The organism is Massilia sp., from assembly GCF_046293535.1.
GTDB lineage: Bacteria > Pseudomonadota > Gammaproteobacteria > Burkholderiales > Burkholderiaceae_D > Telluria.
Genome location: NZ_JBKBOV010000035.1, coordinates 13,158 through 38,423, shown reverse-complemented (window position 1 = coordinate 38,423; position 25,266 = coordinate 13,158). Strand labels below are relative to the sequence as shown.

19 protein-coding genes are annotated in these 25,266 nt (G+C 67.4%); 9 read left to right on the top strand and 10 right to left on the bottom strand.

Features of this window, described 5'->3' with window-relative positions; genetic code table 11:
* Nucleotides 1–6: 6 nt before the first annotated feature.
* The 3 genes from tagF to ACK4S9_RS17225 all read right to left on the bottom strand — a co-directional run bounded on the left by tagF (nt 7) and on the right by ACK4S9_RS17225 (nt 5,704).
* Nucleotides 7–972, bottom strand: a complete 966-nt coding sequence (gene tagF, locus ACK4S9_RS17235) for a type VI secretion system-associated protein TagF (protein ID WP_409728072.1) — start codon at nt 970–972, stop codon at nt 7–9.
* Nucleotides 972–4,742: a type VI secretion system membrane subunit TssM gene (gene tssM, locus ACK4S9_RS17230; protein ID WP_409728069.1), complete on the bottom strand. Its 3,771-nt coding sequence runs from the start codon at nt 4,740–4,742 to the stop codon at nt 972–974. Before tssM ends, tagF begins: the two co-directional genes overlap by 1 nt.
* A gap of 119 nt (nt 4,743–4,861) precedes the next feature.
* A complete protein-coding gene (locus ACK4S9_RS17225; protein WP_409728067.1) occupies nt 4,862–5,704 on the bottom strand; it encodes a M15 family metallopeptidase in 843 nt (280 codons plus the stop codon).
* Between the two features lie 92 nt (nt 5,705–5,796).
* On the opposite strand from ACK4S9_RS17225, the gene ACK4S9_RS17220 reads away from it, so the two are divergent.
* The 3 genes from ACK4S9_RS17220 (at nt 5,797) to ACK4S9_RS17210 (ending at nt 10,599) form a co-directional block, all read left to right on the top strand.
* Nucleotides 5,797–6,573, top strand: a complete 777-nt coding sequence (locus ACK4S9_RS17220; protein ID WP_409728064.1) for a hypothetical protein — start codon at nt 5,797–5,799, stop codon at nt 6,571–6,573.
* A 112-nt stretch (nt 6,574–6,685) separates the two neighbouring features.
* A complete protein-coding gene (locus ACK4S9_RS17215; RefSeq protein ID WP_409728061.1) occupies nt 6,686–8,329 on the top strand; it encodes a VRR-NUC domain-containing protein in 1,644 nt (547 codons plus the stop codon).
* A complete protein-coding gene (locus ACK4S9_RS17210) occupies nt 8,311–10,599 on the top strand; it encodes an ATP-dependent DNA helicase (RefSeq protein WP_409728058.1) in 2,289 nt (762 codons plus the stop codon). The genes ACK4S9_RS17215 and ACK4S9_RS17210 overlap by 19 nt, the downstream gene beginning before the upstream one ends.
* On the opposite strand, the gene ACK4S9_RS17205 is transcribed toward ACK4S9_RS17210, so the two are convergent.
* From ACK4S9_RS17205 to ACK4S9_RS17175, 7 genes are all read right to left on the bottom strand, one after another.
* The gene (locus ACK4S9_RS17205; RefSeq protein WP_409728055.1) at nt 10,596–11,324 is read right to left on the bottom strand and encodes a LytR/AlgR family response regulator transcription factor; all 729 of its coding nucleotides are present in this window, start codon (nt 11,322–11,324) and stop codon (nt 10,596–10,598) included. The genes ACK4S9_RS17210 and ACK4S9_RS17205 overlap by 4 nt on opposite strands.
* A gap of 3 nt (nt 11,325–11,327) precedes the next feature.
* On the bottom strand, nt 11,328–12,389 hold the full coding sequence (locus ACK4S9_RS17200) for a sensor histidine kinase (RefSeq protein WP_409728052.1): 1,062 nt from the start codon (nt 12,387–12,389) through the stop codon (nt 11,328–11,330).
* Nucleotides 12,389–13,099, bottom strand: a complete 711-nt coding sequence (locus ACK4S9_RS17195) for a LiaI-LiaF-like domain-containing protein (RefSeq protein WP_409728049.1) — start codon at nt 13,097–13,099, stop codon at nt 12,389–12,391. The genes ACK4S9_RS17200 and ACK4S9_RS17195 overlap by 1 nt, the downstream gene beginning before the upstream one ends.
* On the bottom strand, nt 13,089–13,481 hold the full coding sequence (locus ACK4S9_RS17190; RefSeq protein WP_409728046.1) for a LiaF transmembrane domain-containing protein: 393 nt from the start codon (nt 13,479–13,481) through the stop codon (nt 13,089–13,091). The genes ACK4S9_RS17195 and ACK4S9_RS17190 overlap by 11 nt, the downstream gene beginning before the upstream one ends.
* Nucleotides 13,482–13,683: 202 nt before the next feature.
* Nucleotides 13,684–13,857 carry a hypothetical protein gene (locus tag ACK4S9_RS17185; protein ID WP_409728043.1) on the bottom strand — a complete coding sequence of 58 codons (174 nt, stop codon included), beginning with the start codon at nt 13,855–13,857 and terminating at the stop codon, nt 13,684–13,686.
* Nucleotides 13,858–13,901: 44 nt separating this feature from the next.
* Nucleotides 13,902–14,063, bottom strand: coding sequence for a hypothetical protein (locus ACK4S9_RS17180; RefSeq protein ID WP_409728040.1), 162 nt, complete (start codon nt 14,061–14,063; stop codon nt 13,902–13,904).
* A 288-nt stretch (nt 14,064–14,351) separates the two neighbouring features.
* Entirely contained in the window at nt 14,352–17,315 is a 2,964-nt protein-coding gene (locus ACK4S9_RS17175; RefSeq protein ID WP_409728037.1) for a TonB-dependent receptor, read from the bottom strand.
* 245 nt (nt 17,316–17,560) lie between these two features.
* On the opposite strand from ACK4S9_RS17175, the gene ACK4S9_RS17170 reads away from it, so the two are divergent.
* The 6 genes from ACK4S9_RS17170 (at nt 17,561) to ACK4S9_RS17145 (ending at nt 25,183) form a co-directional block, all read left to right on the top strand.
* Nucleotides 17,561–18,526 (top strand): N-acetylmuramoyl-L-alanine amidase-like domain-containing protein, encoded by a 966-nt coding sequence (locus ACK4S9_RS17170; protein WP_409728034.1) that lies wholly within the window; start codon nt 17,561–17,563, stop codon nt 18,524–18,526.
* 462 nt (nt 18,527–18,988) lie between these two features.
* The gene (locus ACK4S9_RS17165; protein ID WP_409728031.1) at nt 18,989–20,899 is read left to right on the top strand and encodes a polysaccharide biosynthesis protein; all 1,911 of its coding nucleotides are present in this window, start codon (nt 18,989–18,991) and stop codon (nt 20,897–20,899) included.
* A 35-nt stretch (nt 20,900–20,934) separates the two neighbouring features.
* Complete coding sequence (locus ACK4S9_RS17160; RefSeq protein ID WP_409728028.1) at nt 20,935–22,263, top strand: nucleotide sugar dehydrogenase; 1,329 nt, start codon at nt 20,935–20,937, stop codon at nt 22,261–22,263.
* A 70-nt stretch (nt 22,264–22,333) separates the two neighbouring features.
* The gene (locus tag ACK4S9_RS17155) at nt 22,334–23,395 is read left to right on the top strand and encodes a Gfo/Idh/MocA family protein (protein WP_409728025.1); all 1,062 of its coding nucleotides are present in this window, start codon (nt 22,334–22,336) and stop codon (nt 23,393–23,395) included.
* A 2-nt stretch (nt 23,396–23,397) separates the two neighbouring features.
* The gene (locus ACK4S9_RS17150) at nt 23,398–24,012 is read left to right on the top strand and encodes an acyltransferase (protein ID WP_409728022.1); all 615 of its coding nucleotides are present in this window, start codon (nt 23,398–23,400) and stop codon (nt 24,010–24,012) included.
* A 10-nt stretch (nt 24,013–24,022) separates the two neighbouring features.
* Nucleotides 24,023–25,183: a DegT/DnrJ/EryC1/StrS family aminotransferase gene (locus ACK4S9_RS17145; RefSeq protein ID WP_409728019.1), complete on the top strand. Its 1,161-nt coding sequence runs from the start codon at nt 24,023–24,025 to the stop codon at nt 25,181–25,183.
* Nucleotides 25,184–25,266: the final 83 nt, after the last annotated feature.

Sequence of the window (25,266 nt, the reverse complement as noted above, 5' to 3'; positions counted from 1 at the left end):
TTCGTCTCACGTCGCGGCTCCGATGAAGGTCTTCATGAACATGTCGCGCGCCAGCCCGAGCGGCAGGTCGGCCTGCGCCAGGTAGCTCGCCAGCGAACGCACGTCGAGGTCGATGTAGAGCTGCTCGTCGATCCAGCCGGTGTCGGACAGGCGCACCTGCTGCTCGGCGCCGACCAGCGGGTCGACCAGCGCGCGCAGGGTCTCGGCCAGGGCCGCGCAAAAGCCCACCACCAGCACCGGACGCCCCTCCTGGCGCGTGATGAAGATCGCCAGGTCGAAGTTCGAGCGGCGCAGGAAAGGCGCGACCAGTTGCAGCCAGAACGCGGCCACCGGATAGCGCTGCCCCGCGTCGTTCGGCAGCGGCAGCACCAGGCTCTTGTGCAGCTCGGCCGGCTGGCTGTGCATCACCGGCTGCAGCAGCAGCCCGAGCGCCAGCACCATGCGCGCGAACTGGCGCTCCTCGAGCAGCGCGCCGAGCGAGCCGACGGTGCCGTTGGCCAGCAGGTGCGACAGCGTCGGTTCGGCGTCGCCCAGGGCCACGGTGGCGTCGGCGATCGCCTGCAGGTGCGGGCCGGGATCGGCCTCGCACAGCACCCGCGGGCAGCGCGTCTCGAGAAAGCTCCAGAGCGGCGCGAAGGCCAGCGGACAGCGCGTGACGAAAGCGGCCGGGTCCTGCACCGCGTGGGTACGCGCCGCCAGGAAGGGAAAGCGGCGTCCCGACTGGTCGTGGCTGGCCAGCAGGTGGCCGGCGATCGCATGGCGGCGCGCCGGACCCACCAGGGCGAAGCTGACCGCGGGCATGGCGTCGTAGTTGATGCGCCAGCGCGCGTCCTGGGCCAGCTGGGTCATGACCTGGGCCAGCCAGCGGTCCAGCATGGCGATGGCGGCCGGGTCGTCGGCCAGCTTGACGAAGTCGGCGCGCGCCGGGATCTTGCCGAAGTAGCCGATCCGTTCCGAGGCCGGGCCGCGCATCACTGGCCCCCGTTCGCGCTGGCCAGCGCCGGCGCCGCGGCCGGCGGACTGTCGGGAGCGCGCCCGACGATGGCGGTCGGCAGGCGCAGGCCGCGGAAGCCCTGGCCCTGCTCGCCGCTGCCGTTGGCGGCCGCGCTCGAGACGATCTTCAGGTCGACCGTCACCGCGACGTTGCCGGCGCTCCAGCGCAGCTCGAACACGCCGCCGTCCTTTCTCTTCTTCTGGGCCGCGTCGATCATCCGTTTCAGGCCGCTCTGCCCGGGCTCGTTGAACAGCTCCACGCTGCGGCCGTCGAAGGTGACGGCCGAGATGCGCACGCCCGCCATGCCCTGTGGTCCCGGATGCACCATATTGGTCCATACCGGCGCCGTGTTCTTGTAGCGCAGTTGCTGGCCGTCGATGTCGAGCGTGTACTCGAGGGTGCCCGGCGCCGCCTGCGGCAGGATCTGGAACACGGTCTGCGGACCGCCGCCGGCGGCCACGCCATTGGCCGACAGCGGCGCGATCCAGCCCGGAAAGCCCGAGACCACCTGCGGCGCCAGCGTGATGCCGATATCGGCCCAGGTGCGCGCGGCCAGCACGCCGCCGCGGTTCACGACCAGCGGTCCCATCGCCGTGTTCACGAACTTGGCGACCTGGCCCTCGGGGCCGAAGATCTGGCCGATCTCGCCCGCCGTGGCTTCCACGTTGGAGCCGGCCGCGAACGGGTACTTGGTCGCCAGCGTGCGCTGGAACGGTTCCACCACCTGCAGCTGCCAGGTCTTGTTGATCTCGGCCTCGGAAGGCAGCACGATCATGGCGAAGGTCTGGGTCAGCGGGCGCACCAGGAGCGGGCGCAGCGCGGCCTTCTGGGTGTCGCTCATCCCGGTCAGCATCTGCTCGTCCACGTAGCGCAGCGCGTCGGCCAGCTCGGAACCGTTGCCCTCCAGGGTCTGCTGCATGAACTGCTTGGCGCCGGGGCCCGGGTCGCCCTGGTTCTTCAGGGCGTTCAGGCGGGTGCGCAGTTTCGACAGCGCGTCGAGGTAGCCGGTCATGAGGGAGGCGTCCTTCTCCTTCACCCCGACCAGGCGCGCCACGCCGGCGAATTCGCGGCCGATCGGCCCCGCTCCCGCATTGGCTGACCCGCCCAGCAGCGCGCCCGGGTCGACCGCGTTGGCCAGGGTGCGCGCATCCGAAGGCGCGCGGCGCAGGACCACTTCCTTGAACCACTGCGCGAACGTGCGCTCGGTCGTGGACAGGCTTGCCGCCCCGGCCCCCGGGTTGTCCCACACGGTCTCGTCGTACACGGTGCGCAGCAGCTTGGCCATGGGCGAAGACTGCGGGTCGCCCAGCCGGTTCATGGCCTGCACGCTGCCCTCGAAGCCCTTCAGGTCGGCGATCGCCACGCCCTGCACGAACTTCAGCCATTCGCGCGCATACTCGGCCTTGTACATCTCGATCAGGGCCTTCTGGATCTGTTCCGGGCTGCCTTCCAGGGTCAGGTCGTCTTTCGACACGGTCTTGAGCACCCAGTCGGCGCTCTGCGCTTCGCTGCTGGAGGCGTCGCGGATGGCGCCCAGCACGTAATCCTTCCAGGCCTGGCGGGTGAAGGCGCCCGAGACCGCGTGGCTGCCGGCCACCAGGCCCTGGTCCTGTTCGCCCACGATGCGCGCCACCGTCACCGCCGGGAAGCGGGTCGCGGCGCGGGTCTTGATGTCGTTGTACACGCGTTCGCGCGCCGGGGTGCCGCGCACCACGCGGCGCAGGTGCTCGCGGGTGCTGTCGAGCAGGCTGAGTTTCAGCGTCATCTGCGGCCAGGCCGGGTCGTTCACCTGCGACAGGTGGAAGGTCAGCAGGCGCTCGGCGCTGCGGATCATCTGCTCGCGCGGCATGTTGCCGCGGTTGGCATCGAGCCAGGTGCGCCAGTAGCGGGTCAGCTGGTCGTTCAGGTGGCCCGGCTCGGCGTGGCGCTTGTCGCCCAGCATGAGGTAGGTCTTGAGCGCGTTGTAGGCGTCGGCCACGCTGGTGGCCGAGACGCCCTGGTACTGGCCGTTTGCGCTCGCCGGTGGGGCCGCCTGCGCGGACACCAGGTGGGCGCTGGCGGCGTCGGGGGCGGCTGGCGCCAGCTGGGCCGCGTTCGCGTTGACCTCGGCCAGCATGGCTTCCAGCGAGGCGGTCACCGGCTCGACCATCACCGCGCGCACCCCGGCGAAGTATTCGTCGCGCAGCTTGCGCGCCAACGCCTCGCCCTGGTACAGGCCGAAGCCCAGCGCCCAGGGCGTCTCCTCGTGGTACTTGTCGAGCTGCTCGATGCGGTCCTGCAGGATGTCGAGCGCCTCCAGGCGCGACTGCAGGTCGGCGCGCCCGGCCTGCATCCGCGCCACCTTGTCGAGGTCGGACTGCACGTTGGCCACCAACTGGCGGTTGCCCATGTAGGACCAGCTCCAGCCGCCCAGCGCGGCGCCCAGCAGGACGGTGGCCCCGAAGAAGGCCGCCACCTTCCAGCGCGCCGCCGTCGGATTGGTATAGCGCTTGACCAGGTCCTTGTCGGCGAAGATCACCTTGCGGAACAGGTCGAGCAGGAAGTAGCCGGACTGCTCGGCGACTTCGCCGCCCTTCTGCTCGCGCAGCGCCAGGTCGAAGCGGCTGGCCACGCGCTTGCTCGACAGGTCCTGCACGCTGCCTTCCTGCAGCGCGCTGGTGAAGTAGAAGCCGCGGAACACCGGCTTGAACTGATAGGTGTTTTCTTCGAACAGGGTGGAGAGAAAAGCGCGCAGCGGCGTCTTGATGGCGGCGAATTCGAGCGGGAAGGTGAACACCCCGGGGCGCATCTGGGTGCTGCGGTTGGCGCCCATGTTCGCCAGGCTCATCTCCTTGAGGCCGTCGTACAGCTCGTCGAAATGCTGGTCGAAGAAGCCCAGCACGTCCTGCGGCGCGCTGCGCCGGTTGTAGCGCAGCGTGGCGCCCCAGATGCGGTCGCGTTCGCTCCGCTCGGTGTCCGCGAAGAAGTCGGTGAAGCCGGCCACCAGGTCGGCCTTGGTGAAGATCACGTAAACCGGCGCGTGCACGCCCAGGCGCTCGGTGAGTTCCTGCACACGGGTGCGCAGGCTCTTGGCCAGTTCGTGCGACGCGCTGGTGGGCCCGGCCACCAGTTCGGCCACGCTGACGGCGATCAGGATGCCGTTGATGGGGGCCTTGTTGCGGTGCTTTTTCAGCAGGTCGAGGAAGCTGAACCACTCGGCGCGATCGTCATCCTGCACCGAGTAGCGGCCCGCGGTGTCGAGCAGGATGCCGTCGGTGGTGAAGAACCAGTCGCAGTTGCGGGTGCCGCCCACGCCCTGCAGCGCCTTGTTGCCGGGTATCGGGAAACTCAGGCCCGAGCGTGCGATGGCGCTGCTTTTTCCCGCCGCCGGGTTCCCGATGATCATGTACCAGGGAAGCTCGTAGAGCGCCGCGGCGCCGCGCGTCAGGCCCAGCTTGGATGTCTTGATGGTGGCGATCGCCTCCAGCATGTTCTTGCGCAGCACCGCCATCTCCCCGCTCGCGCCGGCGCTCTGGTCCTCGCCCGGGATGATGGCGTCGCCCAGTTGCCTGGCGGCCCGCCCGCGCAGGTGGCGCCGGATCGCCCACCAGAGGCCCCAACAGGCCAGCAATAGCAGCCCGACGATCGCGGCCCAAATGAGGTCGATGCCGATCAGGTCGGCGCCGATGAAGAGGCAAGCCGCTAGCGCGGCGATGCCGATCGCGACCAGCACTCGGCTGTCGGTCAGTAACTGCCAGATTCGTGCCATGGCGGGAGCAGGATGGTGGGTTGTAGGAATGTTCTAAAGGAAATGCTCGCACGGGCTTGCCGGGCGATACTTGCGCCTGCGCAAGGGTTGCCCGGCCAGGGAGGCCGCCAGACCCGACCCTAGCGCTGCATGACGCCACGCAGCCGCAATTCGGTGTGGCCCAAATCCATCATCTTCCAGCGTCCGCCCCAGGTCAGGCCGACCTGCTCGGCCACCTCGCCGTACAACTGGTAGCCGCGCATGGCCCAGGGGTCTTTCTCGGAAATCACCAGCTTGCCGTCGCGCCAGAAGGCGCAATCGGCCGCCAGTCCATACTGGTGCCAGCTCTGGAAAGCGCGCGCGTTGGTGACGTGGCTGCCGGCCCGGGCCAGCTCGTCCTGGCGCGCCGGACTGCGATAGCCTTCCAGCAGGGCCATCTCGTAGCCATGCTTTTCCTTCATGATCTTGAAGGCCAGCAGCAGGCGCTGGGCGAAGTCCGGGTGCAGCAGGCCCCAGTTGCGGCTGGCGTTCACCAGCATCGGCCGCACCAGCTCGACCTCGGCGGTGGTGAAGGCCATCGGCGGCAGGGCCACCGGCGGCACCAGGCGCTCGCCCTGGAGCAGCGCCGCCACCTGGACATCGGGTGCGGCCGTCTCGCCTTCGTAGACCGGCAACATGGCGGGACTGCTCAGGGCCAGCGCCAGCAGCGAGGGAATCAGGATGGCCGGCACCCCGATCGCACAGGCGATCCGGTGGCGCCGGATGAAGCGCAGGATGCTGCCCCGGATGTCGCGGGGAATCTCGCCGCGCACGGAGTCGGCGTAGCGGCTGCCGGCGATCTGCCAGCCGAGGGCGCGCCGGGACCAGCGCTGGCGCAGCAGGAACATGCCGCGCGCAAGGAACGCCCTTCCGCTCGGGAACAGGGCCAGCCAGATCGCGCCGGTCGCCAGACAAAAGTACAGAAGGGCGAGAAAAATCAGCATCGCTTCCTCCAAGATTGTTTCTAATCAGAACTGGGAGAACCAATCTTAGGAGTAATACCGTGCGGCCTACAGACGAAAATCAATCCCCGTCCATGCGTCCGAACCTGATGTCGCCACGCCGCACCGCGACATCGGGCGAGGACAGCATCCTGGCGATGCTCGAGCGCGAGCCGGCACGCAAGCGCGGCGCCAGAAACCCGGCCTTACGGCTGGCATGGTACGGCGCCAGCGCCGCCGTCGCACTGGCCCTGACCGCGACGCTGGTCTGGATGGCTGCCAACAACGACGGCCTGCGCCCCGATGTGCAGGAGGCGGTGCTGGCCGATGCGCGGCAGGCGCCGCGGCACGGCCCGGCGCCGGCCGAGCGTCCCACGACGGCGGCAACGGTGCTCCAGGTCGCGATGGCCCCGGCCGCGTTCGATGCGCAGCCGGCCGGGGACGCCGTCATCGTCGACCAGGCGTCCCCGGCCGGGGCGGTCCCGCCGCTGCGCCTGCTCAAGCCGGCGCCGGACAAGCCGGTCGCGGAGAAATCCGCGCCGCCGCCCCCCGTCCGGGCGGTGACGAAAGCCGGTCCTTCCGCCCGTCCGGCAACGCTTGCTGCGGCCGAGACCAGGCCAGCCGCGCGCCTGGCCGCGCCGCCGGCGAAACCCAGGCCGGTTGCGGTCGCGAAAAGCACCGCCAGGCCGGCCCAGGCCAAGGCCCCGCGCGGCGTCAACCCGGCCACGACCGCGCCAGCCCCGGTCGATGCCGACGTCGCGCTGATTTCGGCCGTCATCGTGCACGCCAACGGGCACGCGCCCGAAGGTTCGCAGATGACCGAACTGCTGTGCCCGAACAACGCCTGCCAGACCCGCCCGCCAAAGCAGTGACGTGGCGAAAAGTCCGCAAGATGCCTGAAAATCGGCGGAAAAGTGGCTTACTGCTGGGTTATTGCGCCCACGTGGCGCTATACTGTACGAAAGCACAGTATGGCGTCATGACATGATCAGGGTTCTGGAAAACGAGTTTTATTATCTGGACAATTTCCAGCGCGTCCTCGACTGGATCGGGGAGCGCTATCGCGACCTGCTGGTCGACGACGAGCTGGCCTTCCTGGCCGCCTTTCCCGCATTGCCGCAGAACGCGCGCGCCCTGTTCGTGCGCATGGTCATGCGCAAGGGGAACCTGTTCCGCGCCAGCAAGCTGGTGTATGCCGAGATCGGCTGCCCGGTCGAGGCCGCGCGCGAACTGCTCGCCACCGGCTGGGTCGAAGCCGACCCGGTCCTCTCGCTCGACGAATTGTTCGACCTGCTGTCCAAGCCCGAGATCCTCGATGCCTTCGGCGCGCAACTGCCGCACCGGAACGCGCGCAAGGGCGAGCAACTGGAAGCGCTGCGCGAGGCATGCGCCGACAGCCGGTCCTTTTCGAACTGGTACCGGGGCTGCCCCGACCTCGCCCTGCGCATCCTGGTCAAGCCGCTGTGCGACCGGCTGCGCCTGATCTTCTTCGGCAACCTGGCCCAGGACTGGACCGAGTTCGTGCTGTCCGACCTCGGCATGTTCCGCTTCGAGCAGGTCGAGATCTCGCAGGCCTCGCGCGGTTTCCGCTCGCGTGCCGACGTCGAGCATTACGTCCTGCTGCACGCCTGCAAGGAGCGCTTCTACGCCGGCGAGCCGCCGGGCGAGGTGCTGCGCGACCTGCCCGCCCACGTCTTCGACAACGACTGGCTGGCGAGCCGGCGCGAGAAGCTGCTGTTCCAGATCGGCCAGGGTTTCGAGAAGCTCAAGGACTGGGACAATGCCCATGCCGTGTATGCGCGCTGCCGCTTCCTCGGTGCGCGCGGGCGCGCCATCCGCGTGCTGGAAAAGCACGAGCGCTTCGAGGACGCCTATGCCCTGTTCCAGGCGGCCCAGGCGGCGCCGGAGAGCGAGGCCGAGCGCCAGCACTTGACACGCATCGGGCCGCGCCTGGCGCGCCGCCTCGGCCATGCCAGGCTGCCGGCCCGCAAGCCTGTCGTCCAGCGCCTCGACCTGTCCCTGCCCATGCCGGTGGAGGACCGGTGGGTCGAGGGCGTGGTGCGCGACCACCTGGCCAGCGCGGAGGCGCCCGTGTTCTACGTCGAGAACGCGCTGGCCAATTCCCTGTTCGGCCTGCTGTGCTGGCCCGCGGTCTTCGCCGCGATACCCGGCGCCTTCTTCCACCCCTTCCACCGCGGTCCGGCCGACTTGCACAGCCCCGACTTCCAGCTGCGCCGCAAGGCCGAGTTCGACGCCTGCCTGGCCCGGCTGGACGACGGCAGCTACCGCGACGCCATCCGCGCCCACTACCGCGACAAGGCCGGCATCGCTTCGCCTTTCGTGTACTGGGGCGCACTGAGCGAAGAACTGCTGGAGCTGGCGCTGGCCTGCATCCCGCCGCAGCACCTGCGCAAGTGGTGCGAGCGGATCCTGGCGGACGTGCGCGCCAACCACACGGGCTTTCCCGACCTGATCCAGTTCTGGCCGGCGGAAAACCGCTACACCATGATCGAGGTGAAGGGCCCGGGCGACCGCCTGCAGGACAACCAGCTGCGCTGGATCGAGTACTGTTCGCTGCACGGGATGCCGGTATCGGTGTGCTACCTGCAATGGGAGCAGGCCGCTTGAATGTCGGCCTTCACTACGCCGTCGCGGTGCGCGCCCTGTGCGAGTTCACCGCCAAGCAGGGTGACCTCGACCTGCGCTTCACTCCCTCGCCCACCGCCCAGGAAGGCATCAATGGACATGCGGTGGTGACGGGCCGGCGCGGCCCCAACTACCGCACCGAAGTGGCCCTGGAAGGCGGCTGGGGCGAACTCTTGGTGCGCGGGCGCGCCGACGGCTACGACCCGGACCAGAACCTGGTCGAAGAGATCAAGACCCACCGCGGCAAGTTCGACGCCATTCCCGACAACCACCGCCACCTGCACTGGGCGCAAGTGCGGGTCTACGGCCACCTGCTGTGCCGGCAGCTCGGGATGGACAGCGTCAACCTCGCCCTGGTCTACTATGACATCGGCAGCGGCCAGGAAACCGTGCTGCGCGAAACCCGGAGCGCGCAAGAGCTTGCCGCCCTGTTCGCCGGGCTGTGCGAACGCTTCTCGAACTGGGCGGACAGCGAGGCGGCGCACCGCGCGGCGCGCGACGCGGCGCTCGGCGCACTGCGCTTCCCGCATGCGGATTTCCGTCCCGGCCAGCGCCAGCTCGCCGAGAACGTGTACCGCGCCAATACCAGCGGACGCTGCCTGCTGGCGCAGGCGCCGACCGGCATCGGCAAGACCGTGGGCAGCCTGTTCCCGGTCCTGAGGGCGATGCCGACAGAAGGCCTGGACAAGGTCTTCTTCCTGGCCGCCAAGACCCCCGGCCGGCGCCTCGCGCTCGATGCCGCCGCCAGCCTGGGTGCCGGGCGCACGATACCGCTGCGGGTGCTCGAACTGACGGCGCGCGACAAGGCCTGCGAGCATCCCGACAAGGCTTGCCAGGGCGACGCCTGCCCGTTGGCGAAAGGCTTCTACGACCGCCTGCCGGCCGCGCGCGCGGCGAGCGCCCGGGTGGCCGTGCTGGACCGCGATGCCCTGCGCGAAGTCGGCCTGGCCCATGAGGTCTGCCCCTACTACCTCGGCAGCGAAATGGCGCGCTGGGCCGACATGGTGGTCGGCGACTACAACTATTATTTCGACGGCAGCGCCATGCTCTACGCGCTGGCGCTCGAGCGCGGCTGGAAGACCAGCGTGCTGGTCGACGAAGCCCACAACATGGTCTCGCGCGCCCGCGCGATGTACAGCGTGGAACTGGAGCGCGGCCAGTTGCGCGCCGCGCGCGCCAACGCGCCCGGGGTCGTCAAGAAGGCTCTGGAGCGCGTTGGACGCGCCTGGAGCGGCGTCGACAAGGAGGCGCCGCTGCCCTCCGCGCCCTACCAGGTCCTGCCCGAAGTGCCGGACAAGCTGCTGGACGCGCTGCAGAACGCCACCAGCGCCGTCAACGACTTCCTGGTGGAGGTCCCCGGGCCGCTCGACCCGGAGCTGCAACGCTTCCATTTCGACGCCCTGGCCTTCCTGCGCCTGGCCGAATCCTTCGGCGCGCATTCGCTGTGCGACCTGGCTAGGTGCGGCGCCAGGGATTCCACCATCAGCATCCGCAACGTGGTGCCGGCGCCCTTCCTGGCGCCGCGCTTCGCGCTGGCCCGCTCGGTGACGCTGTTCTCGGCCACCCTCAATCCCTGGCACTACTTCTGCGACCTGCTCGGCATGCCGCCAGATACCGCCTGGGCCGACGTCGCCTCGCCGTTTTCCGCCAGCCAGCTCGAGGTCCACGTGGCCAAGCGCATCTCGACCCGCTACCAGCACCGTGCGGCCTCGCTGCGGCCGATCGCGGACCTGGTCGCGCGCCAGTATGCCGAGCGTCCCGGCAACTACCTGGCCTTCTTCAGCAGCTTCGATTACCTGGAACAGGTGCTGGAAGAACTCCAGGCGCGCCATCCCGACGTCCCGGCCTGGCGCCAGGAACGGCGCATGAGCGAGCCGGAACGCGCCGCCTTCCTGGAGCGCTTCGTCCCCGGCGGACGCGGGGTCGGCTTCGCGGTGCTGGGCGGCTCCTTCGGCGAAGGCATCGACCTCCCGGGCGAGCGCCTGATCGGCGCTTTCGTCGCCACCCTCGGCCTGCCCCAGGTGAACCCGGTCAACGAGCAGCTGCGCGAGCGGATGCAGGCGATGTTCGGGGCCGGCTACGACTACACCTATCTCTATCCCGGCATGCAGAAGGTGGTGCAGGCCGCCGGGCGCGTGATCCGTACCGAGCAGGATCGCGGGGTGGTCTGGCTGATCGACGACCGCTTCGCCCGTTCCGAAGTGCGCGCCCTGCTGCCGGCCTGGTGGGCGGTGGACGCCGCCGCGTCCTAGCGCATCAGCTCGCGCAGCTTCTGGTAGCCGCTGCGGCTGATCGGCAGCCTGCTTCCATCCTTCATCACGGCGCAGTAATTGTCCTTGCTGGACGGCTCGATGCGCGCGATCGATCCCAGGTTGGCGATCCAGGATCGGTGGATGCGGATGAACACCTGCGGGTCGAGCTGGGCCTCGAGCTCGGACAGGCGCTGGTTCTTCAGCCAGGCCTTGCCCGCCGCGGTCACCTGCACGTAGTCGTCCTGCGCCTCGATATGGTCGATGCTGCCACTCGGGACCACGTGCACCCGCGTCCCGTCCTTGATCAGGACCCGCTCCAGGTAGCCGCGGCGCCGGCCCGCATCCTGCACCACCGCCTGCATCTGCTCCGGCCGCGGCCGGCGGCTGCGCGCATGCTCCAGCGCCTGCGCCAGCCGCGCGCGGCTGAAGGGCTTGAGCAGGTAGTCGATCGCGTGCACCTCGAAGGCCTTCAGCGCGTACTGGTCGTAGGCGGTCGCGAAAATGTAGGTTGGCTTGCTGCCGGCCAGCTCCACCACCTCGAAGCCGTCGAGCTTGGGCATCTGGATGTCGAGGAAGACCAGCTCCGGGTCGAGCTCGCCGATGGCCTTGACGGCCTCGAAGCCATTCGCGCATTCGCCCACGACCTCGATGTCCGGGTGGCCGGCCAGGTATTCGCGCAGCAGCGCGCGCGCCAGGTGTTCGTCGTCGACGATCAGTACTCGCATCGCTTACTTCTCCTCCGTCTCTGCGGGCAGCACCAACTCCACCCGGAATAGATCGTTCTCGCGTGCCCAGTGCACGCTGCCATCCCTGCCATAGGCCGCGGCCAGGCGCTGGCGCACGTTCACCAGGCCGATGCCCTTGCCTTCCTTCGTTCCCGTTTCATCCGGGTCCGCATCGTTCTCGATCCGGATCCGCAGCAGCGAACCGGAGCGCTCGGCATGCAGTCGTATGCTACCCCCTTCCAGCAGTCCGCCGATCCCGTGCTTGACCGCGTTCTCCACCAAAGGCTGCAGGATCATCGGCGGCAGCAGGCATTCCTGCGCGCCCTCGCCCACACTGTGCTCGAAGCGCAGGCGCGGACCGAAGCGCACCCCTTCGATCGCCAGGAAGCGCTCGACCAGCATCAGCTCCTCGCGCAGGCGCACCTTGCGGTGCGCTTCCAGTCCGAGCGTCTGGCGGAAGAAGCCCGCCAGCTGCAGGGTCATGTCGCGCGCCCGGCCCGGGTCGATCGCCGTCAGCGCGCTGATCGAGTTCAGGCTGTTGAACAGGAAGTGCGGGTCGATCTGGGTGCGCAGCATGCGCAGTTCGGCGTCCTGCGCCAGCAGGCGCGATTCCAGCTCGCGCGTCTCGGCGCGGCGCGCCCGTTCGAATTCCAGCGCCAGGTAGTGGCCCACTGCCGTCATCCAGTACAGCAGCATTCCGATTCCCAGCATCAGGGCCCCAAACGGCCGGGTGAAGCCGACCGCGTCTTCCTCGGCCAGCAGCAACCGGCATACGGCCGCCCAGGCGCTGCCCGCCGCGCACCACAGCAGCGCCGCGCTCAGGCCACTGAAGAAGAACACCGACAGCACCGTTCCCAGCGGACGCTGCGCCAGCGGAAAGGCGCGGCACAGGTAGTAGCTGGAGAAGCCGCAGGCGACCGCGTAGAACAGCGTGAGCGGCAGCGCGAACAGCAGGCAGGCACCCGGGCTGGCGCCGGTGGCGGCATCGATCAGCCCCGCCAGCAGCAGGCCCAGCATCAGCCAGGCCAGCAGGTAGAGCGCACTGCCGCGCCGCGCCAGCACCATCAGTTGCGCACCTCGACGCCGCCCATGATCGCGTAGCCGCGGATGATCAGGCGCTTCTGGCTGTGCGGCGGGGTCGCGGTCTTCTCCTCGAAGCCGCCCATGATCGGCGTCCCCTGCAGGACGACGGTCCAGTCGGGCGGGCACTTGATGGTCACACCGCCCCAGAACGCGAACACGTTGATCACCGCTTCATCCTGGATCGAGGCGGTGCGCATGTCGAGCGAGCAGCCGCCCATCACCGCCGTGATCTCGCCGCCGCGGAAGTTCTGCGTCGTGACACGGCGTTCGAAGCCGCCGACGATGGCGGCCACGTCGACCACGTCGCTTCCCGGATCGGCCTCGTCCTTCAGCGACGCCGTTGGCCCCGCACGGCGCGCATCCAGGGCCTTGTACAGCACGAAGGCGCCGGCGCCGATCAGGAACAGCGGCCACAGGGTACGGATGTTAAAGTCGATAATGTCCATCCGGTCCAGGATCATCAGGACGCCGAGTCCGGCCAGGAGGCCCCCGAGCAGCTGGCTGTTGCGGCTCTGGGTATCGCACAGCTTCACGGTGCCGGCGATGATGAACACCATCGGCCAGAAGCCGAGGACGCGCCGGATGTCGATGAAATCGAGATTGTCGAGCAGGAGCAGCATGCCCATCAGGATCACGAGCAGGCCGAGCACGACCTGGCTGGTGACGCCCTTCGACTGGAAATTATCCTTCATGTCGATTCTCCACTCCCTTGAGGGCCGACTGCTGCTGGGCGAAACGGCGGGCGACCAGGGGCTGGAACACCAGTTCCACGCCCCAGGCCAGGATGAACAGCGGCCAGCTGTTACCGAAAGTCAGGCCGAATACATGGTTGAAGCAGGCGAACAGCCACAGGCCGATGAAGACCATCCACAGGCCGCTGCCGAATTCGCGCGGGCTCGGATAGCCGATGGTCTGGGTAATGCCGACCACGACCAGCAGCATTGGCCAGTAGCGCCAGTAGGCCCCGGCGTCGATGTAGTGCATGCGGTCGAGCAGGATGATGGTGCCGACGGCGATCAGGACCAGGCCCAGGACGGCCTGCTTGCGCCAGCGGTAAGCTTCTTCGGTATGCATGATGCGTGACTCCTCGTGTGTGGAATGGACACACGATACCGGAACAGCAACATGAATGGACAGCGCCTTTCGGTGAATGGCGGTATGGCGGCGGTGAATGGCGAAGTATTCGGCGGACGGCGGCGCGGACGGCGAATGGCGAGGCGAAAAAAAGCCCGCCTGTGCGTAGGCGGGCCAGTTGGGCAAACTGCTTCGGTAAAACTCAGCTTGACGCCGACAGGTCCATCGCCGGACGACCCTTGGCCTGGTTGCGGTACTTGGCGCGGGCCTCGGCCATCTTGACCGCTTCGCGCGCGATGTTGGTGCGGCGGATCTCCTGGCGCTCCTTCTTGCCGCGGTGTTGCGCCTCGTGTTTGCTGCCGATCTTTCTGGTCATGCTTGTCTCCTGTGGACGGTGGTGGACCGCGTCGTGGCGCGGGATCAGGAGCGGTTGGTCCCCATCTTGAGATCGGACGGCATCAGCATGCCCCAGCCGAGCTGGCGGCGGATTTCCTCCGGCGTCGGCGGCGGCGCGTTTTCCCGCGCACGGCGCTCGAGGTATTCACGCACCAGGTGCTTGGGTGGCTGCTTGATCTCGGACATGGCGACCTCCGCTTCCGTTGGGGCCGACGCCTGGGCGCGGCCCGAAATTGGTGCCGGTCCTCGAGGCGACCGGCTAACCTGTTGAGCTGTTGGCACCGTGCGGCTGGCGCACAGGTCCCTCACTCAGACGGTTCCCATGTTACCGATGGGCTCCGGATTCCACCGTTAGGTGCCGCACATTGTTCGATAGGCCGTCTCCTACAGGGCGGCGGGGCCGGGTGGAAGAAGGATCGGGCAGGAACGAAAAAAGGGGAGCCGAAGCTCCCCTCTGGATGCACTACACCGGAATCAGAAGCGGTACTTCAGGTTCAGGTAGAAGATGCGGCCCGACACGTCCAGCTTCTGCTGCTCCGCTTCGCTGTAGCGGTAGTAGGCGCGCTTCACGTTGGTCAGGTTGGTCGCGTCGAACGACAGCACCAGGTCCGGACGCAGGTTGTAGCTGGCGTTGAAGGCCAGCGTGGTCACCGGGGCGGCCATGGTCGGCGCGACCGGCATCAGGATGCCGTTGATGGTCGACAGACCCTGGCTGTTGGCGTTCGGCGCCGGCGCGGTCGAGGTGTTGACGTACTCGCTGCGGTAGTTGGCGACCAGGCGCGCCGAGACCTTGTCGTTCTCGAAGTACACGCCCAGGTTGGCCGCGTACTCGGAAGCGCCCACCATCGGACGGCCATCGTCCACTTCGGTCTTGGCGCGGCTCACGTTCGAGGTGAAGCCGAACGGGGTGCTGCCGAACGGCTGCTCGTACATCAGCTCGATGCCGCGGATGCGCGCGCCCTGCTGCGAAGCCGAGTTCACCGCGAAGTTCTTGATGACGTTGTCACGCGGGTCGAGCAGCTGCACCGTGTCCTGGCCGGCCACGCCCGTCTTCGGGTAGCCGGTGATGTTCGAGGCGAACAGGTTCACGCCCACCATCGAACGGCGCGCGAAGTACCAGGCGTACGAGATGTCCAGGTTCTTCGCGAACAGCGGCTCCAGGTTCGGGTTCGGGCCGGTGACCTGGCAGAAGCCGTCGGTGCAGGTCGGCGAACCGTAGCCGGCGCCCAGGATGTTGTAGTTCTGGCGCGAGATGGTCTTGCTGGCGCCGAAGCGCAGGATCTGGTCCTTGGTCAGCTCGTAGCGCAGGTTCAGGCTCGGCAGCAGGTTGTTGAAGGTGCTTTCCTTGGCCTGCTTGAAGTACATCACGCCGGCGAGCGGATTGAACGGCACGCCGTCGTAGTACTGCACGCCGTCGCTGGCGGTGGTGATCGCGCCCGGCACGGCGGCGCAGGTGGTCGCCGGCTTGCCCGGTTCGGTGCGCGGGCAGGTGCCTGCCGGGATCGGCGACGGCACGTTGGCGTTGACCTGGGTACGCACATAGCGCAGGCCGACGTTACCCGACCAGCGTTCGCCTTCCAGGTTGGCCATCAGGTAGCCCGAGCTCTGGCGTTCGCGCATGTCGAGTTCGGTCGAGACGCGGCGCTCCCATTCCGCATTGGTCGGCTTGTAGTTGGCCGCGAAATAGGCCTTCAGCGCGTCCGGAGTCAGGGTCCAGCTGGTGTTGTCCCAGCCTGCCGGGCCGTCCAGGTCGGCGCCGAAGTCCGACGGGATCGGCTGGAAGTTGAAGGCGCCGGTCGGTGCGAAGGATTCCAGGTTGCCGCTACGCAGCTGCGGGAAGCGGCGGGCGCTGTCGCGGCGGTGGTCGGCGTGGCGCACGCCGAACTCGAGCGACTTGACGTAGGTGCTGTCGAGCTTGTACTCGGCGTCGAGGTTGAGGCTCTTCTCGCGGTCGTTGGTGGTCACGCCCGAGGCTGCGCGGCCGGTCAGGACGTAGCCGCTGCCGTCGGCGTTGCGGCCCGGGACGTTCGGGCCGGTACCATACCACTTGACGAACGGGGCGTCGTACAGGCTGCCCAGCGCGTAGGAGACGCCGGTGCCGTAGCGGGTGTAGGTCAGGCCCTGGTCGAGCGCGGTCTCGCCGACGCCCTTGGTGACCGACAGCAGCGCCTTGACCGTCAGGTCCTGGCTGACGCGGTATTTCACGTCGAGGTCGAGGAAGGCGCTGCTGGCCTTGGCGCCGTCGCGGTAGGCGCCTTCGGTTTCGCCGATGTACTGCGGGGTGGTGCCGTTCGGGTAGACGATGTCGGCCGCCTTCAGCACCTTCAGCTCATGGCCGTACATGGTGCGTTCGGTGACGATCACCGGGTTCTTGATCTGTGCATAGACGCGCTTGCCGTTCGAGTCGGTCGGCGCGGCGCCGCCCTGCGGGCCGCCCAGGCCGCGCAGCATGCTGAACATGGCGCCGGCGTTCAGGCGGCCGAAGTTATTGGCCTTCATCTCCGAATGGAAGCCGGTCATGGTCATGTCGAGGTCGTTGTTCGGCTTGAACTGCGCCGAGAACATGCCGCCCTTGCGGTCACGCACGCCTTCCACGTATTCCATGCTCATCGAACCCGGGATGCGCACGCCGTTCAGGTCCGAGGCCTTGTAGCCGGTGCCGGCCAGCGACTCGTCGGTGATGCCCAGCATGGTCGAGGTGTTGATGACGTCCCAGCCGCTGCCGCCCGAGTACGCGAAGCGCGAAGCCGAATCGCGGCGCGAATGGCGCTTCTCGGCGAAGCCCTGCAGGATGAAGCCGAAGGTGCTCGATTCGTTCTTCCAGTTGATCGAGGCGTTGGTGTCGTGCGCGGCCTTGCTCGGCAGCTGCGAGTACACGGCGCCCAGGTTGATCACGCCGGTCAGGCGTTCCTTCTGCGCCAGCGGCTTGCGGGTGCTGACGTTGATGGTGCCGGCCATGCCGCCGTCGACGATGTTGGCCTGCGAGGTCTTGTAGACGACAGCCTGGTTCAGGACCGAGGACGGCATCAAGGACAGGCTGGTCGAGCGGCTGCTCGAGAGCTGGTCGGCGAAGTACCAGTCGCCGCCCGAGACGGTGTGGCCGTTGAACAGGATCAGGGTGTGGTCCGGGTTGGTGCCGCGCATGGCGACTTTCTCGGCCTCGTCGTAGTCGGTACGCACGGCCACGCCGGCAAGGCGCTGCAGCGAATCGGCCAGGTTCTTGTCCGGCATTTTGCCCACGTCTTCGGCGGTGATCACCTCGACGTTGGCGGAAGAATCGCGCTTGACGGCCAGCGATTTGGCCATCGAGGCACGGATACCGGTGACCTCGACGGTCTGGATCTGGCCCGCGGGTGCGTCCTGCGCAACGGCGGAGGCGGCGGCCAGACTCCAAACGGCCAACGAAACGGCCGCTGCGAGCGGCTTCTGCTTGAACATGACGTCTCTCCTGAGATTATAGCTATTGGTATGCAACTGGTAGGCACCTTCTGCCATGGTCGGGAGTATTGATGATGTGAAGCTTGCTGAATAATCACTTGTGTTCGCGTCTATATAACTTTGAGGAATGTACTTATGCAAACACTCGGAAGTTATAGTGAACAAACAAAATTTCATTCCCTTTTTCGCAGGCGCGGCGGTAGCTTGGCAGCATCTTCATCGTACCGAGTGTCTCTTTTTTACAAATGCGCATCGCCATACGCCTCAGCAGCATGCTGCTTGCCGGCGCCGCCCTCGCGGGCTGCGCCAGCACCACACCGACTCCGCAGTCCTCCACCATGCCGGCCGCGGAGACGCCGCTGGCCGTGGTGCTGCAGAAACCCATTTACCAGATGACGCCGCAGGAAGCGGGGCGCTACATCGCCCACATCCACACGGCCGAACCCGACCTGCGCAAGCGCATCGCGGCGATCGGCCGCAAGAACCTTGGCCAGCCCTATTCGCTGCACCTGCTGGGCGAATTTCCGTATGAGATACACGACAACCTGCCGCTGTTCAGCCTGAAGGAAAGCGACTGCGTGGTCTTCGCGGAACACACTTATGCGATGGCCCTGTCGCAGTCCTGGGAAGAATTCTTCTGGATGCTGCAGCGGATCCGCTACCGCGACGGCGTGATCGGCGTGGCCACCCGCAACCACTACACCGAGATGGACTGGAACGTGGCAAACCGCTGGCTGGTGAGCGACGTCAGCGCCGAACTGGCCGGACCGGGCGGACCGTCCTATTCGATGACGGTGGACCGCGCGCGCTTCCTGCGCACCCGCCACAACACGGTGCGCGAGATTCCGGTCGAGAGCAGCCGCCAGGCCTTCGTCGCCAAGGAAGCCGTGGCGGCGATCGCCGGCCAGCTGCAGGAAGGCGACTTCGTGAACGTGATCTCGACCCGCAACGGCGAATACTGGGCCTCGCACGTCGGGCTGGTGGTCCTGGGGCCGGACGGCGAGCGCCGCTTCCTGCACTCGCAGGCGCCGCAAGTGCGCGAAGAGACGTTCGACTCCTTCATCGCCCGCGCCAGCGAGCGCGAGGCGCGCAATGCGCGCGAGGGCAAGCCCGGGCAGGTGCTGGCCGGCTTCAAGTTCCTGCGCCTGAACGAAGAGATCACGGTGCCGCCGATGGCGCCGCAACCACGTCCGGGACGCCCGAAGGCCTGACCCGCTGCCGGCTGCGCCGGCGCTTCCCGCCCCTTCCGACGCGCCGCCTGCCGGCGCGTCGTCATTTCCCCTCCTCTCGATTCGCGGCGCCCGGCGGCGCGTTCCAGGCACGCCGGCTGCCTGCTCATCAGTTCCGCTCATCAATTAAATAATCAATGGAAATGAAATAGGCGATTTATTTCCTATTTTCATTTCCTATATTCATTTTTCGACCCTTTCGAATTAATTCACCTGCCGCCGTTGAGTCAGGTCAAACTCCATTAGTAGTAGCCGCCTGATAATAAATTTACAAAACTTCTTTTATTTACTTGTTTCACTCCTGGATAAGAACCGGATTATCTCGCTTTATGCATTGCCGCGCCCGAATTTCTCTAGGCTTTCATTAATTCCTAACCGCAGCGGATTGCCATGTCCAATTTCAGATCCGATCTTTTCAGCCAGCTTTGCGTACGGATGGTGTCGATGAGCCGCACCAGCAAAATCGCCCTGATGGTGGGGTGCGACCTGCTGGCACTGCCGGTCTGTTTCCTGATCGCGATGATATTACGGGGTGGCGATTTGCAGCTTGCGCAGAATTTCGGCCCGGCCTCCTATGCGCTGGTCGCCGTGGTCACGATCGCCGCATTTTCGGTGTCCGATTTATACCGCGCGGTCATCCGCTTCATCGATCAGCGCTTATTGAGTTTTACCGGAGCCGCACTCGCATTCGCCATTTTGTGCGTGTATGTCGTATTAATCATCATGAATGAGCCGCGTTTTCCGCGCAGCGCGCTCGCGATTTACTGGTTCGTGGTTTTCTCGTATGTCGTCATTTCCCGTATCGGCCTGCGCAACCTGTTGCGCGCCCATGGCGGGCGGCGCGCCGCCAGTTCGGATGCGGTCGCCGTGTATGGCGCCGGCGACGCCGGCGCGCGCCTGGCGCAGGCGATGCGCCACAGCGACGAATACCGCCCGGTCTGCTTCTTCGACGACAAGCGCGCCCTGAACGAACGCACGATCGCCGGCTTGCGGGTATTCAATACCACCCGCCTGGCCGAACTGGTGACGACCCAGGGCATCCGCACCATCGTGATCGCCCTGCCCTCGGTGTCCCCGGAGCGCCTGCGCGACATCATGCAGCGCCTCGGCCAGGCCGGCGTGCCGGTGAAGATCCTGAGCCGCCTGGTCGACCTGGCCGACGACCGGCCGCCGGCACACGGCTCGATCCGCGAACTCAAGTTCGAGGACCTGCTCGGGCGTGCGCCGGTGCCGCCACGGCTCGACCTGTTCGCCCGCTGCGTACGCGGCAAGAGCGTGCTCGTCACCGGCGCCGGCGGTTCCATTGGCAGCGAGTTGTGCCGCCAGATCGTCACGCTGACCCCGCTCGAGCTGCACCTGCTCGACCATTCCGAATACGCGCTGTACACCATCCGCCAGGAGCTGAGCGCGCGCTTTCCGGCCCTGGCCATCCATGCCCACCTGGGTTCGGTCTGCAACAGCGAACTGGTCGAGCGTATCCTGCGCGACGGCAAGGTCAACACCATCTACCACGCGGCCGCCTACAAGCACGTGCCCCTGGTCGAGGCCAACATCGTCGAAGGACTGCGCAACAACGTCATCGGCGCCCAGGTCGTCGCCAGCGCGGCCGCCCAGCACAAGGTCGAGACCTGCGTGCTGATCTCGAGCGACAAGGCGGTGCGCCCGACCAACATCATGGGCGCCAGTAAGCGCATCGCGGAGCTGATCTTCCAGGCGGCGGCGGTGCGCCACGGCGCCCACACCACCTTCTGCATGGTCCGCTTCGGCAACGTGCTCGGCTCGTCCGGCTCGGTCATCCCGCTGTTCCAGCGCCAGATCGCCCGCGGCGGCCCGCTGACCATCACCCACCCGGAGGTGTCGCGCTACTTCATGCTGATCGCCGAGGCCGCCCAGCTGGTGATCCAGGCCGGCGCCATGGCCAAGGGCGGCGACGTGTTCGTGCTCGACATGGGCGAACCGGTCAAGATCGTCGACCTGGCCCGCACCATGATCGCCATGTCCGGGCTCACCGAACGGTCACCGCAGAACCCGCGTGGCGACATCGAGATCCAGTTCGTCGGCCTGTTCCCCGGCGAAAAGCTGCACGAGGAACTGCTGACCGAAGGCACCGTCTTTCCGAGCGAGCACCCGCGCATCATGCGCATGAAGGAAAGCGCCTTGCGCCCCAGCGTGCTGGAAACCTGCATCACCTGCCTGATGATGGCCTGCGAGACCCACGAGCGCGGCACGATCGAATCGATGGTGAAGGCCATCGTCGCCGAGTACGTGCCCACCTCCCCGGTGACGCCACCGCCGCTGGTGGCCGACACCCAGGCGCCGAGCCTGATCAAGAAGTTCGTGCCTTTCCGGATTTGACATCACCCCACTGCCACTGACCGACGAGGAAACACATGCGCGACGAGAACACCTCCCCTCACCTGGAGCAGCTGCTGGCCAAGCTGCAGGACCGCACCGCCGTCATCGGCATTGTCGGCCTCGGCTACGTCGGCCTGCCGCTGACCCTCTGCTATGCGGCCCAAGGCTTCAAGGTGCTCGGCATCGACATCGACACCGAGAAGGTCGAACGCCTGAACCGCGGGGAGAGCTACATCAAGCACATCGACGCCCGGGCGATCGGCTCGGCGCGCGAGCTCGGTTTCGAAGCCACTGCCGACTTCACCCGCGCCGGCGAGGCCGACGCCCTGATCATCTGCGTGCCGACCCCGCTGAACGCCTTCCGCGAGCCGGACCTGTCCTATGTGCTCGGCACCGTCAGCGCCCTGCTGCCCTATGTGCGTGATGGCCAGGTGGTGTCGCTGGAGAGCACCACCTATCCCGGCACCACCGAGGAGGAACTGCGCCCGCGCCTGGAATCGCGCGGTTTCACGGTGGGGCGCGACCTGTTCCTGGTGTTCTCGCCCGAGCGCGAAGATCCGGGCAACCCGCACTACCAGACCCGCACCATTCCCAAGGTCTGCGGCGGCTCCACGGGCGCCTGCCTGGAAGCCGGCCTGGCCCTGTACCGCGCCGCCGTGGACCGCGTGGTCCCGGTCAGTTCCACCCGCGCGGCCGAGCTCACCAAGCTGCTCGAGAACATCCACCGCGCCGTCAACATCGGCCTGGTCAACGAGATGAAGATCATCGCCGACCGCATGGGCATCGACATCCACGAAGTGATCCGCGCCGCCGCCACCAAGCCCTTCGGCTTCACGCCCTACTATCCGGGTCCCGGCCTGGGCGGCCATTGCATCCCGATCGACCCCTTCTACCTGACCTGGAAGGCGCGCGAATACGGCGTCCACACCCGCTTCATCGAATTGGCCGGCGAAATCAACAGCGACATGCCGCACTGGGTGATCGGCAAGGTGACCGACGCCCTGAACGAACGCGGGCGCTCGATCATGGGCAGCCGCGTGCTGGTGCTCGGCATCGCCTACAAGAAAGACGTCGAGGACATGCGCGAGTCGCCCTCGGTGGCCCTGATGGAGATCCTGCGCCGCAAGGGCGCCACCGTCGACTATTCCGACCCGCACGTGCCGGTGTTCCCACGCATGCGCGAGCACCGCTTCGAGCTGTCCAGCGTGCCGCTCACGCCGAACGCGATCGCCTCCTACGACGTGGTGCTGGTGGCCACCGCCCACAGCGCCTTCGACTACGAGCTGGTGCGCCAGTACGCCAACCTGATCGTCGACACCCGCGGCGTCTACACCGAGCGCCTGCCGAACGTCGTCAAGGCCTGAGCCGGATACCAGCCGCAAGCCCACGTCACGAAACCAAGGCAATCACACACCGAACAAGCCGGAGAACACGATGCGTTCCTACCCCCCTGCCATCCTCGACCGCAAGATCCGCTTCGCCCTGGTCGGCTGCGGCCGCATAGCCCAGAACCACATGAATGCCATCCGCGAGCACCACGACCGCGCCGAACTGGTCGGGGTCTGCGACGTCGATTCGCGCGCCCTCGAAGCGGCCGCTGCCGCCACCGGCGCCCGTGCCTTTCGTAGCCTGGACCGCATGCTGGCCGAGTGCGAAGCCGACGCCTTCGTGCTCTGCACCCCGTCCGGGCTGCACCCGCAGCAGGCGATCCAGGTGGCGCGCGCCGGGCACCACGTCATCACCGAAAAGCCGATGGCCACGCGCTGGGAAGACGGCAAGGCCATGGTCGCGGCGGCCGATGCCGCGGGGGTGCGCCTGTTCGTCGTCAAGCAGAACCGCCGCAACGCCACCTTGCAGCTGCTCAAGAGCGCGGTCGAAAAGAAACGCTTCGGGCGCATCTACATGGTCAACCTGAACGTGTTCTGGACCCGCCCCGACGCGTACTACAACAGCGCCAAGTGGCGCGGCACCTGGGAGTTCGACGGCGGCGCCTTCATGAACCAGGCCAGCCATTATGTCGACCTGCTCGACTGGATCGTCGGCCCGGTGGAAAGCCTGCAGGCCTATACCGCCACCCTGGCGCGCGACATCGAGGTCGAGGACACCGGCGTCATCAGCCTGCGCTGGCGCAATGGCGCCCTCGGCTCGATGAACGTCACCATGCTGACCTACCCGCGCAACCTGGAAGGCTCGATCACCATCCTCGGCGAGCACGGCACCGCGCGTATCGGCGGCGTCGCCGTCAACGAAGTGCAGCAGTGGGAGTTCGCCGCGCCCGATCCGGACGACGAACGGGTCAAGGAAGCCAGCTACCAGACCACTTCGGTCTACGGTTTCGGCCATCCGCTCTACTACGACAACGTGATCAAGGTGCTGCGCGGCGAGGCCGAGCCGGAAACCGATGGACGCGAAGGGCTGAAGTCGCTCGAGGTGCTGGTCGCGGCCTACCGTTCGGCGCGCGATGGCAAGCGCATCGCCCTGCCGCTGGAGTATTGATCATGGCCATCGTCATCCATTCCAGCGCCATCGTCGACCACGGCGCCGCCCTCGGCGACGGCACCCGCGTCTGGCACTTCGCCCATGTCTGCGCCGGCGCCCGCATCGGCGAGGATTGCTCGCTGGGCCAGAACGTGTACGTTGGCAACGACGTCGTGCTCGGCAACCAGGTCAAGGTCCAGAACAATGTTTCGATCTACGACGCCGTCACACTCGAAGACGAGGTGTTCTGCGGCCCGAGCATGGTGTTCACCAACGTCTACAACCCGCGCGCCGCGGTGACCCGCAAGCACGAATACCGGCGCACCCTGGTGCGGCGCGGAGCCACCATCGGCGCCAACGCCACCATCGTGTGCGGCGTCACCGTCGGCGAATACGCCTTCGTTGCCGCCGGCGCCGTCGTCAATCGCGACGTGCCCGCCTTTGCCCTGGTGGCCGGGGTGCCGGCGCGCCAGATCGGCTGGATCAGCCGCTTCGGCGAGCGCCTGGACCTGCCCCTGCCCGGCGCCGACAGCGCCGGCGGGCGCGAGGCCGAAGCCCGCTGCCCCCACACCGGCGACCTGTACGTGCTGCACGACGGCGCCTGCCACCTCGAACGCGCCGCCCTCCAACCCTGACGAGGACCCCATGGATTTCATCGACCTCAAGTCGCAATACCTCGCCTCCCGCGAGCTGATCAATGCACGCATGCAGGCGGTCCTCGACCACGGCCAGTACATCATGGGGCCGGAAGTGGCGGAACTGGAAGGGCGCCTGGCCGGCTTTACCGGCGCGCGCCACTGCATCACGGTGTCGTCCGGCACCGAGGCCCTGATCATCGCCCTGATGGCGCTGGGCATCAAGCCCGGCGACGAAGTCATCACCACGCCCTTCTCCTTCATCGCCACCGCCGAAGCGATCGTGCTGCTGGGCGCCACCCCGGTGTTCGTGGACGTCGAGGCCGGCACCTGCAACCTCGACCACCGCCTGCTCGAGGCGCGCATCACCCCGCGCACCCGCGCCATCATCCCGGTGTCGCTGTACGGCCAGCCGGCCGACATGGACGAGATCAACGCCATCGCCGAACGCCACGGCCTGGCCGTCATCGAAGATGCGGCCCAGAGTTTCGGCGCCAGCTACCGCGGCCGCAAGAGCTGCAACCTGTCGACCATCGGCTGCACCAGCTTCTTCCCCAGCAAGCCGCTCGGCTGCTACGGCGACGGCGGCGCCATCTTCACCAGCGACGACGGCCTGGCGAGCGCCATGCGCGAGATCCGCGTGCACGGCCAGTCGCGCCGCTACGTGCACACCCGCATCGGCGTCGGCGGCCGCATGGACACCCTGCAGTGCGCCATCGTACTGGCCAAGCTCGAGCGCTTCGAGTGGGAAATCGAGCAACGCCAGCGCGCCGCCGCCTGCTACGACGACCTGCTCGCCGGCACGCTCGCGGGTGTGCCCGCTGATATGCTCGAGCCGGTCGGCTGCAAGCCGGACCGGACCAGCGTGTACGCCCAGTACACGGTGCTGGTCCCGCAGCGCGAGCGCCTGCAGCAAGTCTTGCACGCGGCCGGCATCCCGACCGCGGTCCACTACCCCGTGCCGATCGACCGCCAGCCGGCCTACGCCCACTGGGCCAGCCCGGGCGGCTGCCCGGTGGCGGCCAGCCTGGCGCACGAGGTACTGAGCCTGCCGATGGGGCCCTATCTCGACCGCCCCAGCGCCCATCGCGTGGTGCAGGCGCTGGCCCAGGGACTGGCGCAGTTGCGCGACGAAGCTGTTGCCGAGCAGACCGGCGGCAAGGCGGCCTGAAAGACGGCGCGCGGCAGGGACGCATGGCGCCGATCCTCTTGCGGCCATGCCCCTGCCCCACCACCGGCGTCCGCGCCATATTC